General features: G+C 68.3%; 10 protein-coding genes, 1 tRNA gene and 1 pseudogene. 2 read left to right on the top strand and 10 right to left on the bottom strand.

What is annotated here, in order from left to right; all coding sequences use genetic code 11:
• Nucleotides 1–36 precede the first annotated feature (36 nt).
• The gene (gene prmB, locus Q0X16_RS11040) at nt 37–984 is read left to right on the top strand and encodes a 50S ribosomal protein L3 N(5)-glutamine methyltransferase (protein ID WP_297834251.1); all 948 of its coding nucleotides are present in this window, start codon (nt 37–39) and stop codon (nt 982–984) included.
• 231 nt (nt 985–1,215) lie between these two features.
• Here the strand turns inward: prmB and Q0X16_RS11035 are convergent.
• Nucleotides 1,216–1,292, bottom strand: a tRNA-Asn gene (locus Q0X16_RS11035).
• A gap of 257 nt (nt 1,293–1,549) precedes the next feature.
• Between Q0X16_RS11035 and lipA the strand changes: the two genes are divergently transcribed.
• Complete coding sequence (lipA, locus tag Q0X16_RS11030; protein ID WP_297834248.1) at nt 1,550–2,587, top strand: lipoyl synthase; 1,038 nt, start codon at nt 1,550–1,552, stop codon at nt 2,585–2,587.
• 278 nt (nt 2,588–2,865) lie between these two features.
• On the opposite strand, the gene Q0X16_RS11025 is transcribed toward lipA, so the two are convergent.
• The 9 genes and pseudogenes from Q0X16_RS11025 to Q0X16_RS10985 all read right to left on the bottom strand — a co-directional run.
• The gene (locus Q0X16_RS11025; RefSeq protein WP_297834246.1) at nt 2,866–4,140 is read right to left on the bottom strand and encodes a dicarboxylate/amino acid:cation symporter; all 1,275 of its coding nucleotides are present in this window, start codon (nt 4,138–4,140) and stop codon (nt 2,866–2,868) included.
• Nucleotides 4,137–4,964: a L,D-transpeptidase family protein gene (locus Q0X16_RS11020; RefSeq protein WP_297834243.1), complete on the bottom strand. Its 828-nt coding sequence runs from the start codon at nt 4,962–4,964 to the stop codon at nt 4,137–4,139. Before Q0X16_RS11020 ends, Q0X16_RS11025 begins: the two co-directional genes overlap by 4 nt.
• A gap of 28 nt (nt 4,965–4,992) precedes the next feature.
• On the bottom strand, nt 4,993–5,547 hold the full coding sequence (locus Q0X16_RS11015; protein ID WP_297834239.1) for a DUF3228 family protein: 555 nt from the start codon (nt 5,545–5,547) through the stop codon (nt 4,993–4,995).
• Nucleotides 5,548–5,606: 59 nt separating this feature from the next.
• Nucleotides 5,607–6,371 carry an N-acetylmuramoyl-L-alanine amidase gene (locus Q0X16_RS11010; protein ID WP_297834236.1) on the bottom strand — a complete coding sequence of 255 codons (765 nt, stop codon included), beginning with the start codon at nt 6,369–6,371 and terminating at the stop codon, nt 5,607–5,609.
• Entirely contained in the window at nt 6,368–7,387 is a 1,020-nt protein-coding gene (locus tag Q0X16_RS11005; RefSeq protein ID WP_297834291.1) for a serine hydrolase domain-containing protein, read from the bottom strand. The genes Q0X16_RS11010 and Q0X16_RS11005 overlap by 4 nt, the downstream gene beginning before the upstream one ends.
• A gap of 67 nt (nt 7,388–7,454) precedes the next feature.
• Nucleotides 7,455–9,041 carry a serine hydrolase domain-containing protein gene (locus Q0X16_RS11000; RefSeq protein ID WP_297834233.1) on the bottom strand — a complete coding sequence of 529 codons (1,587 nt, stop codon included), beginning with the start codon at nt 9,039–9,041 and terminating at the stop codon, nt 7,455–7,457.
• Nucleotides 9,031–10,263, bottom strand: a complete 1,233-nt coding sequence (locus Q0X16_RS10995) for a dipeptidase (protein ID WP_297834231.1) — start codon at nt 10,261–10,263, stop codon at nt 9,031–9,033. The genes Q0X16_RS11000 and Q0X16_RS10995 overlap by 11 nt, the downstream gene beginning before the upstream one ends.
• Nucleotides 10,260–11,603: a diaminopimelate decarboxylase gene (gene lysA / locus Q0X16_RS10990; protein WP_345780291.1), complete on the bottom strand. Its 1,344-nt coding sequence runs from the start codon at nt 11,601–11,603 to the stop codon at nt 10,260–10,262. Before lysA ends, Q0X16_RS10995 begins: the two co-directional genes overlap by 4 nt.
• A gap of 76 nt (nt 11,604–11,679) precedes the next feature.
• A pseudogene (locus Q0X16_RS10985) lies at nt 11,680–12,783 on the bottom strand (TonB-dependent receptor); the annotation flags it as partial.

Raw genomic sequence — 12,783 nt, 5'->3', positions numbered from 1 at the left:
CGCTATACTGCCAGCCCCGAAGCGGATGCGGTCGCCATGTCCCAGGAATTGCAGACCATCATCGACCTGATCCGCTATGGCGCCAGCCGTTTCAACGCGGCCGGGCTGACCTTCGGGCACGGCTATGACAACGCACTGGACGAAGCCACCCAGCTCACCCTGCACGCCTTGCACCTGCCGCACGACCTGTCGCCGGTGTACGGCAATGCGCGGATCACCGAGGCGGAAAAGGAAGACGTGCTGGGCCTGTTCCTGCGCCGGATCGAAGAGCGCATCCCGGCCGCCTACCTGACCGGCGAAGCGTGGTTCGCCGGGTTGAGCTTCAAGAGCGACCCGCGCGCGCTGGTGCCGCGCTCGCCGATCGCGGAACTGATCGAAGCCGGCTTCCAGCCGTGGTTGGGCGACCGCGAGGTGCGCCGCGCGCTCGACCTGTGCACCGGGTCGGGCTGCATAGCCATCGCGATGGCGCATTACAACCCGGATTGGCACGTCGATGGCGTCGACCTCAGCGAAGAGGCGCTGGCGCTGGCGCGCGAGAACGAGGCGCGCCTGCTGGTGCGCAACGTGCGTTTCCTGAAGTCGGACCTGTATTCCTGCCTGCCGGGCGAGCGCTACGACCTGATCGTCACCAACCCGCCCTACGTCACCAACGCCGAAACCGACGCCCTGCCGCGCGAGTATTCGCACGAACCCGAACTCGGCCTGCGTGCAGGCGACGACGGCCTCGACCTTGTGCTGAGGATCATGCGCGACGCGCCGCTGCACCTCGGTGAGGACGGGCTGCTGATCTGCGAAGTGGGCGAAGCCGAGCAGGCGCTGACGAACCTGCTGCCCGAGTTGCCGCTTGCCTGGGTCGAATTCAAGGTCGGCCAGATGGGCATCTTCGTCGCCGAATGCGCTGACCTGATCGAACACCACGCGCGGATCGCGCGGCTGGTGGAGGCGCGGGAATCGCGCGTTTCCGAGCGTCCCGGACTGTTCTGAAAGCGGTGCGAGGCGGCGCGATTCAGAAGCGCCAGGCATCAATGGTTTCCGATCACACGACCTGCTGCGCCCCGGTGCATGCCGGGTCGCATGGGTGCGGGACATCGACGGATGCCTCGCGGCTGGCAGACACCCGTGCTGGTGCAAGGGCATGCGCAGCGTGGCGAGGGCGATTGGGAATGCCAGAAACGATTCAGGCTCGCCGAAGCGAGCCTGAATCGTTGAATTGCCTGGCGCCCGAAGTTGGACTCGAACCAACGACCCCCTGATTAACAGTCAAGTGCTCTAACCGGCTGAGCTATTCGGGCGGGGACGCGCATTGTAGTCGGCCAGTCCGGTGCCGGGCAAGCGGGCGCGTTGCAGCGGGATGTTCGGGCGGATGCAGGCGGAGCGTCTGGTGGGCGGCCCTGGCTTTAGTCTGGCTGGATTGTTTTGTCGGGGTCAAATTGTCGGTGCCGATGCGGAAGGCGCGCGGTTGTTATGATGTGTCCGTGATGCGCGGCGCCGGATGGCGCGCGTCGGTTCCGTGCGGCAGGTTGCCGCGACGATGGCAGGCTTTCCTCCGATGAGCGATTCGATTTCCGACACCGTTCGCCCGCTTCCGGGCAGCAAGTTCGTCAGCCCGCAGGGCACGCCGGCGATCAAGGACGGGATCAAGCCCAACAAGCTGAGCGCTGTGCCCGACGCCGACCGCAAGCCGCCGTGGCTGCGGGTGAAGCTGCCGACCGGCGCGCGCTTCCAGGAAATCCGCGAGATCGTGCAGAGCCACAGGCTCTCGACGGTCTGCGCCGAATCCAAGTGTCCGAACATCGCCGAGTGCTGGGGGCGTGGCACCGCGACCCTGATGCTGATGGGCTCGGTGTGCACCCGCGCCTGCAAGTTCTGCTCGGTGTCCACCGGCAACCCCAACGGCTGGCTGGATCCGATGGAGCCGGCCAACGTCGCCGATGCGGTGGCGCTGATGCAGCTCAAGTACGTGGTGCTGACTTCGGTCGATCGCGACGACCTGCCCGACGGCGGTGCGGCCCACTACGCCGCCTGCATTCGCGCCATCCACGGCCGCATGCCGCAAACGGCGGTGGAGGCGCTGACGCCGGACTTCGGCGGTCGCGAGGCGATGGTTGCCAAGGTGCTGGACGCGGGCCTGGCGACATTCGCCCAAAACGTCGAGACCGTCGAACGGCTGACCCATCCGGTGCGCGATCCGCGCGCCGGCTACTGGCAGACCATCGGCCTGCTCAAGTTCGCCAAGCAATACGCCCCGCAGACCGTGGTCAAGACCAGCCTGATGCTGGGGTTGGGCGAAACCGACGACGAGATCGAACGCACCCTGGACGATCTGCGCGCGGCCAGTGTCGACGTGGTGACGATGGGGCAGTACATGCGGCCGACCAAAAACCATCTGCCGGTCGAGCGTTTCGTCACGCCCGAACAGTTCCACCAGTACCGCGAGATGGGGCTGGCCAAGGGCTTCCTCGAAGTCGTTTCCGGCCCGCTGGTGCGTTCCAGCTATCGCGCCGAGCAGGTGCTGGAACACAACAACGTCGGCCTCGATCCGGTGATCGCCGACGGCATCCGCGAGGCGGCGTCGATGCGCTGCTGAGCGGGCGTTTGGCAGACTCCCATCAGGCGGGTGGCAGGTCGGAGTGGGGGGTGCATCCGGTTGCCCGCTCCCCGCAGCGAAATCAAGGAGGAGGCATCGGCCCTGTGCCGATGCCGGGGGGCATTCGCGGATGGGAGTGGGCGACCGGATGCGCCTTCAAGGCACCGCAGATTTTCGTGCGGGAGCGGGTGGCCGGATGCGCCTTCAAGGCACCGCAGATTTTCATTCGGGAGTGAGGGACGTGCCGCGAGTCGGAGTCTTGCCCTCTCGCCCCGCCGTCATCCGCGATCATCCGCTTCAATGAACGATGCGCCTTGTTCGTCCATGTCGCCGCCCGGATTGCGCGAGGCCACCACCGCCGTCACCGTCATGTCGCCGGTCGCGTTGCCGACGGTGGCAAGGACGTCGGGGATCACGTCGACCGCCATCAGCACCGGCAGCGGCGCGATCGGCAGGCCCATGGCGGAGGTGACGGGCAGATTGGTGGCCAGGAAGATCGCCTGGCCGGGCAGGCCGACCGAGCCCATGCTGACCAGTACGCTCAGCGCCACGCCGGTGGCGAGTTGCGCCGGCGTGAGGCTGGCGCCCAGCGCCCAGGCAATGAAGCAGGCGGTGGCGATGTACTGGATCGGCGAGGTGATGCGGAACAGCGACACCGCCATCGGCAGCACCAGTCCGGCCACGCGGTCGGGGTAGCCGAGCTTGTTTTTTGCGCTGTCGAGCATCGCCGGCAGGGTGGCGAGCGAGGACTGGGTGCTGGCCGCGACCACCTGCACCGGCACCAGCCCGGCCAGGAACTGGAGCAGCGGCTTGCGACCGAACATCACCGCCACGCCCACCAGCAGTACCACGGCGATCGCGTAGAGCGCGCATTCGAGCAGGATGTAGATGCCCAGCGCCTGCAGCACGCCCAGTCCGGAGCGGGCGGTGAGCGCGAACACGAGGGCGAAGATGCCCACCGGCGCCGCCCACAGCACCCAGTGCACGATGACGATCATGGTGTCGCTGATCGCCTTGAAGAATTCGACCACCAGGGCGCGGCGGGTGGCCTCGATCCGCGTCAGCGCGAAGCCGAAGAACAGCGCGAAGGCGACCAGCGGCAGCATCGCGCTGGCGGCAGCGGCGGCGATGGCGTTGCTGGGGATGATCGCGGTCAGTGCCGACGCCCAGCCGCCACTGGCCGTCGCCAGACCCTCGGTGTGCGCACGCAGCGCGCCCACGACCTCGGGGTCGGGCCGCAGCAGCGACAGTGCCAGCGGCGCCAGCACGGCGGCCATGGCCGCGGCCAGCGTCAGCAGGAGGATGAACATCCCGATTGACTGCTTGGCGACGCGCCCCGAGTGGGCGGCGTCGGAGGCCTGGTTGATGCCGACCACGACCAGCGCGAACACCAGCGGGACGACCGTCATCTGCAGCGCGTTGAGCCAGAGCTTGCCGAACGGTTCGACGATGCCGGCCAGTTCCAGTCCGGACTCCGGCGCGTTCAGCGCCAGCAGGATACCCAGGGCAATGCCGGCAATCAGACCGAAGAGGACGCGGGCGGTCTGGCTCATCGGGCGATCTCCGGCAGGTTCCAGTCGGACTTCAGGGCGAGGTATTGCGGGAGGGGAAGCAGCACGAACACCGGATGCCGGCGTTTGTCGAGCCACGCCAGCAGCGCATCCATGCTGTCTGGCGCCATTGCGGTGCAGCCGGCCGTGGCGGTCTGCGGGTCTTTCCAGAGGTGGGCGAAGATGCAGCTGCCGCCGCGCCTGACCCGGCCATCGACGTTGTGTTCGATCACGAAGCCCTCGCGGTAGCGCTGGTCGCCATCGGCGTGGATGTCGCGCCGCATCGGTTCGCTGGACTGGTCGAGCAGGGGCGCCTTGACCACGCTGCGGTCGACGATGCGGTTGTAATAGGCCGAATCGGGCACGTCGATGCACCAGTCGTTGGCGGTCATCGCCTGGTAGGCAAGGCCGGTCTGGACGCGGCTGGCGTAGCCGAAGGCGGTGCCGATGGCGAACACGCCGGCCGGGGCGCGACCGTCGCCTTCCCGCTTGGCCGGCCCATCCGTGCGCGCGCGACTCAAGCCAACGCCCCACGCGCTGCCGCTGCGGCCGAGCAGGACCGGCGCGGCATCGCCGACCTGAACCCAGCGCCCGTCAACGCGGTCGAAGCGGCGCAGTTCGGCCGACGTGGCGTTCCAGTCGGCGGATGTGACGAGCACCAGTTGACCGGCGTCGGCCCATCCGCCTGCTTCACGGCTTGTTTCGGCGGGCTGGTGGGCGCAGGCGGCAAGCAGGCTGGCGAGGAGGAGGAAACCAAGGCGGGCCAGCGCCGACTGTGCGGCGGTCGGTCGCGGCTTGGAGGCGGCGCGTGTGCTGGATGCGTGCATGGGGGAAGGATGTTCCAGGGTGAGTGGCTCAACGCCAGTTCGCGTGGCGCTCCCAGAATGCCACGCTGTGAAGGTAGGCGGCACGGTCGATCGCAACGCCGGAGCCGCCTTCGGCAACGCCCAGCGCGTTGCGCATCTGGGTGATCGGAACCATCGGGATTTCCTCGGGTTCCAGCGTGTACAGGCAGCCGACCACGCCCCAGTCGGCGTCGATGGCGGTGCCTTCCTTCACCAGCTGCGCGCGGTCGTAGAGGATCGGGATCAGATAGTTGGCCACCGGCGGTTCGATTCCCTCGAACCAGCGCACGAGGACCGGGAGCTCCTCGCGGCTGCGCGCCTCGTAGGCGCTGCGAAGCAGGTGGCGGTTGGCCTCGGTGATGGCGATCATCGAGCAGCGCGTCGAAGTCCAGTTCGCGTGCACGTGGAGCTTGCAGAAGGGCGCGTAGCCGTCGAGCACGCGCACGGGCGTTTCCGCGTTGAGGCGGTCGATGAATTCCTGCGGCGTGCAGTCCTGGATCGCGGTGCGGCGACCGTCGCGCGGGAACAGGCGGGTGCGGGCGAATTCGGTGAGGGCGATCGACATGGCGGAGGGAATCGCGGGGGCAGGCCGCAGGGTAGCCCAGGCCGGTTCGGGTGTGGATGTCAATGGCCGGTTCCGGTTTGCAGCTGTGCAACGAGATTGGCGAGCAGGCGCAAATCGCCGTCGTCCAGCGTGGTGCCATCGTTGCCTCGGAAATGCCGGTGGAAGGCGCGCACCGCTGCCGGGCGGTCTTCGAGCGAATAGCCTATCGCGGCCAGCGCGAGCCAGGCATCGAAGCCGTGCGGCGGATCGCGCAGTTTGCCGCGCGGCCACAGCCCGTATCCGCTGGCCGCAAGGCGATCCCACGGAAACAGCGGGCCCGGATCCTCGCGGCGGGTGGGGGCGAGGTCGGCGTGACCGATGATCTGCGTTTTCGGGATCATCAAGCGGGTGGTGAGATCGTCGAGCAGGCGCAGCAGGCTGGCGATCTGCGCCTCGGCAAAGGGCGAAGCGCCGTCGTTGTCCAGCTCGATCCCGATCGAAGCGGAATTGAGGTCGGTGATGGTGCCCCAGCGGCCGCCGCCGGCGTGCCACGCGCGCCGGGAGTCGGCCACCAGCTGGAAGATGCGCCCGTCCCGGCCGATCAGGTAATGCGCGCTGACCGGACCGGTGCTGTTTTCGCCGCGCAAGGTGTCCAGGCTTTCCTTCGCCGAATGGTGCTGGGTGTAGTGCAGCACGATGACGACCGCGCGGCGCTCGTCGAAATTATGGGATGGCACCCATTGGGGGAGCGGATTGTGCTGCGGCAGGGAAGTGCAGGCGCTCAATGCCGTCAGTGCGATGGCAGCGGAAAACGCATGGAAGCGGGTGCGGGCGCGGCGGATCATTGCAGGTAGGGTTTGGCGATGGCCAGCGCGGTGGCGTAAGGCTCGGGGTCGTTGCGGTTGCTGAGAACGATCACAGTCAGATGTTGCTTCGGCCAGCGCACGATGACGTTGCGGAACCCCATGGTTTCACCCGAATGCCACTGGGTGTCGCCGGTCAACCGCCAGCCGAAGCCATAGCGGGCCTGCCACGGCTCGCCCGTCACCTCGACCCAGGGATGGAACATCGCCGCACGCGAAGCGGCGGTCAGCAGGCGATCGTCGTCGAGCGCGGCGTTCCATTTCGCCAGATCGTCGATGTTGGAATAGATGCCGCCGTCGCCGCGGGTGGCGCTGGTCGGACTCTGGTCGGTGCGTATCCATTTCCCGTCGATGAAGCTGTAGCCGTAGGCGCGATCCGGAACCTCGGGGCCGCGGCCGCGTTCGTACATCAAGATGTGATGCATGCCCAGAGGCTGGAAGATGCGGTCGTGCAGGAAGTCCGCCAGCGGCATGCCCGAGGCACGCTCGACCACCAGTCCGAGCAGGACGTAGCCCGAATTGCTGTAGCGATACTGGCTGCCGGGTGCGAAATACAGGCGTGGCTCCCGGACGAGCAGTTCAAGTACGCCCTGGTCGCTGATCTGCCCGGTGGCGTCGGCTGGCATCAGGTCCTCGTAATCGACGAGACCGCTGCTGTGGGTGAGAACCTGGCGCAGGGTGATGGCGTCGTCGGCCTCGGGAAGTTCCGGAAGCCAGCGACGCAGGCGGTCGTCCAGCGACAGTCGTCCCTGTTCGACCAGCAGCAGGATCGCGGCGGCGGTGAACTGCTTGCTCACCGAAGCCAGCCGGTAGTCGGTGGACGGCGTGGCGGCATCCCGGGTGTCCAGGTCGGCGAGCCCGTAGCTGCGGCGCACGAGAACCTCGCCGTCGCGAACGACCAGCAGGGACGCGCCGGGGACGTCGCCGGCGTAGCGGCGCATGGCCAGATCGATGGGATCCGGGTTCCGGATGGGGTGGGCGCAGGCGGTGAGCAGCAGCGTCAGGGCGGTCAGCAGGCAGGGCAGCAAGCGGGATGGGCGCACGGAAGGTCTCCTGCGGGTGCGTTCACGGTGCCGATGGGCGGGCGGGCCCGGGGCAGTCCCCGGTGCGGCGGAAATGCAGGTCTTCGAAGTCGGCGCTGAAATCCGCCTCGGGATCCAGTTTCGACAGGCGCAGCTGGGCGGCTTGTCCGGAGGAAGGCGGCACCGGGTCGAGCCAGGCGTCGGTTCCCACGCCTGGGCTGTCCCAGGCGATGAACAGGCGCGCGCCGAGGCGGCGCAGGCGACCGGACAGTCGCGGCGATTTGGCGACATCAAAGCGGACGGCGCCGTCCTCGGCGCACAGTCGGGCCTCGCCCAGCCAGGGATCGACATAGCGCCCGAGGAGACCTTCCACCTCGGCGCGGTCCACAGGGACGCTGGGGGCGGTGTCCGGCGCGTGCGACGGACGGGCACCGGTCGCGGACGCCTGCAGTGCGGCCCAGCCGGCGACGCCGCGGGTGTCGTCGGGATCGATGAAGTGCTTGAGCAGCGCCTGCCCGAGCGCCTTTCGCGCCTGCTCCGCGTCGCCGTTGATCAGGAACACGAAGCCGCTGCGACGATCCGGCAGCAGGGCCAGCATCGAGTACATGCCGTCCAGGGTGCCCGTGTGCCAGACCACCCACTGGCCGTCGACGTCGGCCATGCGCCAGCCGTAGCCATAGGCGAAGACGTGGGTCCGGTTGAAACGGCGTTCGAAAGCGTCGATCGGGATCGGCATGTGCGGCGACTGCAGGATTCGGCGCTGTTCCTCGGGCAGCCAGGCCAGCTCCGCCGGAGTTGGATCGAGCCAGTTCCGTGCCCAACGCAGCATGGCGTCGAGATCGCAGGACACACCGCCCGCCGCAGCCGAAGTCGAGGCCGGCACCTGTGGATCCTCCGGCTCGATCGCGATGTTGCGGTCGCCTTCCCGACGGTGCGGCAGGGCGATGTTGCCGACCGTGTCCCGGTTCCACGCGCCCACCTGGCAGCGATCCAGCCCGAGGGGCTGAAGCACCTCGCGGCGCAGCAGGACCTCGTAGGGGGCGCCTCCGGCCGCGGCGGCGACCTCTCCGGCGACGACGTACAGCAGGTTGTCGTAGCGGTATTCGCTGCGGAAGCCGTAGGCCGGTTTCAAATAGCGCAGGGCGTGCAGGATGTCCGCACGGGTGTAGGCGTTCGGCGCGGGCCACAGCATCAGGTCGCCGCCGCCTTCCGGCAGGCCGCTGCTGTGGGTGAGCAGGTCGCCGACGCGCATCTGTGCGGTGACCCACGGGTCGTGCATGCGGAATTCCGGAAGGTGGCGCGTCACCGGGTCGTCCCAGCGCAGCCGCCCCTGCGCGGCCAGCCGTCCGAGGAGGGCCGTGGTCATCGCCTTGCTGTTGGAGCCGATCTCGAACAGTGTGGAGGGGGTGACGGGAATGCCGGAGCCGGCGACAGTTTCGCCGGCGCCGCGGCGGTAGACGATGCGGCCGTCCTCGATGACCCCGAGCGCGATACCCGGCAGGTGGAAGCGGATGCGCGCTTCCTCAAGCATCCGGTCGTAGGGGGCGCCTGCGTCCCGGACTGACTGCGCGACGGCAGGCGGGCACAGCCCGAGGCAGAGGACGAGCGCGAGCAGGCCGTCAGCGCGCATCCGCCACCCGCAGGGCGGCTTCCCAGGCCCGCAACAGGTTGCCGCCCCAGAGCTTGGCAATGTCCTCGTCGCTGAAGCCCGCCGCAGCCAGCGCGGCGGTGAGTCGGGGCGTTTCGGACGCGTCGTTCCAGCCGGTGATGCCGCCGCCGCCATCGAAGTCGGAGGCGATGCCGACGTGGTCGATTCCGGCCACGGCGACCAGATGACGGATCTGCGCCACGTAGTCGTCCAGCGTCGCCAGCGGGTGGCGGCGGTCGATCTGGGCCATTCCGGCCACCATCGCGGGAAGGAAGTCGTGCTTGTCGCTGTCGTACTCGGCGTCTCCGGACTCGCGGGCAACGCGGGCCTGCAGGGCTTCTTCCTCGGCCTTGCGCGCCGGATCGTCCTTCAGGAATTCCTTGTAGGCGACCGCCTGCACCACGCCGCCGTGCGCGGCGATGGCGCGCACCAGATCGTCGGGCAGGTTGCGTGGGTGGCCAAGCACCGCGCGTGCGCCCGAGTGGGAGGCGATGATCGGCGCGCGCGAGGCGTCGAGCGCGGCGTGGACGCAGGCGTCGGAGGCGTGCGAGACGTCGACGAGCATGCCCAGCGCGTTGGCGCGGGCCACCACCGCACGGCCGAAGTCGCTCATGCCGCGATCGCCGGGGCTGTTCATCGCCGGCTCGTGCAGGTCGGCGTTGGGCATCGAGCTCGAGCACAGGTCGTTGTTGCCCACATGCACCAGCCCGACGTAGCGCGCCCCGCGATCGAAGGCGGCATCGAGCCGGTGCAGGTCGTGCCCGAGCGAGTAGGCGTTCTCGATCCCGATCAGCGCCGACAGCAGACCGCGCCTGCGGTTGTCCCGCACCGTCGCGGGCGAGGTGGCGATCCGGATCCGGTCCGGGTAGCGCATCAGCATGTGGCCGATGCCGTCGTATTTCTGCGTCGCCTGCGCGACGGCGGTGGTATAGCCCTCCGGCGTCAACGGTCCCTGCGGAACCCAGATGACGAAAAAGGCGGCATCGAGCCCGCCGCGTTCCATTTTTCCGAGATCGACCCGCAGCGGGGTTTCGCGGCCGACGTCGAACTGCGGCACGGCCATGTAGTTGAACGGGATGTCGACATTCGTGTCGAGGGTGAGCGGCGGGCGCCGGGTTTCCTGCGCGTGGGCCTGCAGGGCCAGCGCGGCGCCGCAGGCCAGCGCGATCCCGGACGCCAGGGCAGGTCGGATGAAACGCATCATGCGGACTCCCAGTGGCGGGCTGGCTGTTCCCCTGCGATCAGTTCGTCGAAGGTCTGGCGGCGGCGGATGATCGCGTAGCGGCCGTCCTGCAAGAGTACTTCGGCGATTCGCGGGCGGGTGTTGTAGTTCGACGACATGGAGGTGCCGTAGGCCCCGGCGCCGTGGATCAGCACCAGGTCGCCGGTGTGGCAGGGCGGCAGCAGGCGATCGCGGGCGAACGTGTCCCCGGTTTCGCAGACCGGGCCGACGATGTCGTGGGGCAACGGCGTCCCGTCGCGTGGCGTAAGCGGGGCGATGGCGTGCCAGGCGTCGTACAGGCTGGGGCGGGCGAAGTCGTTCATCGCCGCGTCGAGGATCAGGAAACGACGGGTGCCGGTGTTCTTGACACGGATGACGCGGGTGACGAGCACGCCGGCGTCCGCGACCAGCCAGCGCCCGGGCTCGATCAGGATGCGCCCGGAGAAGCCGGACAGCGCGGTTCGGACGGTGTCCATGTATTCGGCGATCCCCGGTGGGCGCTGTCCGTCGCGGTAGGCCACACCCAGTCCGCCGCCGACATCGATGCTGGCGATCGGGTGGCCAAGAGTGGCCAGTTCCCGGGCGAACTGCGCGACCTGGGCAAAGGCCCGGTGAAACGGGGCGAGATCGAGGTTCTGCGATCCGATGTGGACGTGCAGGCCGTCGAGGCGGACGAGGGGGGAGGCCTGTTCGCGCGCGAACCAGGCGCGGGCCTCGGCGGGCGAGACCCCGAACTTGTCTTCGGCGCGGCCGGTGGAAATCTTGGCGTGGCTCCCGGCGTCCACGTCGGGGTTGATCCGAGCGGCCACGCGCACGGGGCGGTTGCTGGCCTCGGCGATGCGCTCGATGGTCTGCAGCTCGTCCAGCGATTCGACGTTCAGGCATTCCACGCCGGCTGCGAGGGCGGTGGCGATGTCGACCGTCGTCTTGCCCACGCCGGAATAGACGATCCGATCGGCCGGGATGCCGGCGCGCAGGCAGCGTTCCAGTTCGCCGATCGACACGATGTCGGCGCCGAAGCCCGCCTCGGCGATCCGCTGCAGCAGCGCCAGGGTGGCGTTGGCCTTGGCGGCATAGCGCACGGCGATGCCGTGACTTTCGGTGGCCGACTGGAGGGCGTCGATGCGGGCGTCCAGCGTCGTTGCGGAGTAGGCGTAGAACGGTGTCGGCACGCGCCGCGCCAACGCTTCCAGGTCGACGCCGTCCAACCGCCCCCCAGAGATCGGCGAAGCCATGGGGCCGAGGGTGGCGGTCACGGCGCCGTGCGTCCCGGCGGCCGTGCGCCGGCGCTCGGCCAGAGGGTGTCCGAGGGTTGTCGTCATCGCGTGCATGAGCAATGGGCGCGGCAGGCCGGCGGGCCATGGCTTCCGTATGGCCCGCCGGCTGCCACCCTCCCCATCAGAAGCTGAGCGAAAGGGTCAGTTGCGCGAACCGTGGCGACTGGAAGCCGAGCGGCTGGCGGAAGGAGGGGTTGGTGGCGTCGGAAATGTCGTTCTGCAGATACTGGTCCACCGCGGTGGTGTTCTGCGAGTTGAACAGGTTGTACACCGCCAGCTTGGCGCGGAATTCCGCATTGCCGAACTGCCGGAGGTAGGTGATGCCGGCGTTGAGCGTGAACGTCCACGGCATCCGCCCGTAGCCTCCGCGCGGCGAGTGCTTGTACACACGCAGGGTCGAATCCGGATCGTCGCAGTTCTGCACGCAGATGTAGTAGCTGTAATAGTTGGTCGCGTCGAACGGGTTGCCGGCACCGAAGCCGCTGATCGGTCCGCCGGAGATGGCGCTGAAGTCCGCGGAGAGCTGCCAGTTCGGGGTGAGCGCGTAGACTCCACGGACCTTGAGTTGGTGGCGACGGTCGTTGGCCAGATAGCCATAGCCCGCGTAGTTGACCCAAGGATTGTCGAAATTCTCGGTGCGCCCGGTGTCGTCGAAATCGGTGTCGGAATTGACCGGGCCTTCGGCGTTGCCGCGACTCCAGGACAGGGTGTAGGACACGTTCATGCTCCATTTCTCGTCCCAGGCACGGTCGAGCTGGAATTCGAGGGCTGCGTAGGATCGCTTGGGCTTGGACCAGCCGGTCTGGCCCAGATAGTTCCCGTCGGCGTCGTACAGCGCCCAGCCTTCCCTGGATGTGTCCACCGTCACCCAACCGTCGGCGTCGCCGTCGCAGTCGGTGTCGCCCCAGACGGTGACCTCCTTGCCGGGGTTGGCCATGACCCAACCGAGGTAGACGGCGTCCCCGCACTCATGGGTGGCGCTGATTTCCATGTCGTCGATCGCGTTGTGCAGGCGACGGTAGGTGGCGCTGACGCCCCACGACCAGCGCGCGTCGAGCATTTGCTGGAAGCCGAGAATGAGCTCGTCCTGATAGACAGGATCCATGTCGCGGTCGACCTCGGCGCGCAGGTCGCCGACGGTGCCGTTGCCCTGGGAATTGTCGACCGGCCCGATCTGCGGCCCAAGGATCGGCACGACGTAGTCCACGCCGTTGAGGGTATGGGT

Source organism: Thermomonas sp. (assembly GCF_025993755.1).
Classification (GTDB): domain Bacteria; phylum Pseudomonadota; class Gammaproteobacteria; order Xanthomonadales; family Xanthomonadaceae; genus Thermomonas.
Note: the sequence above shows the minus strand (reverse complement) of the source record. Positions and strands in the feature narration are given on the sequence as shown.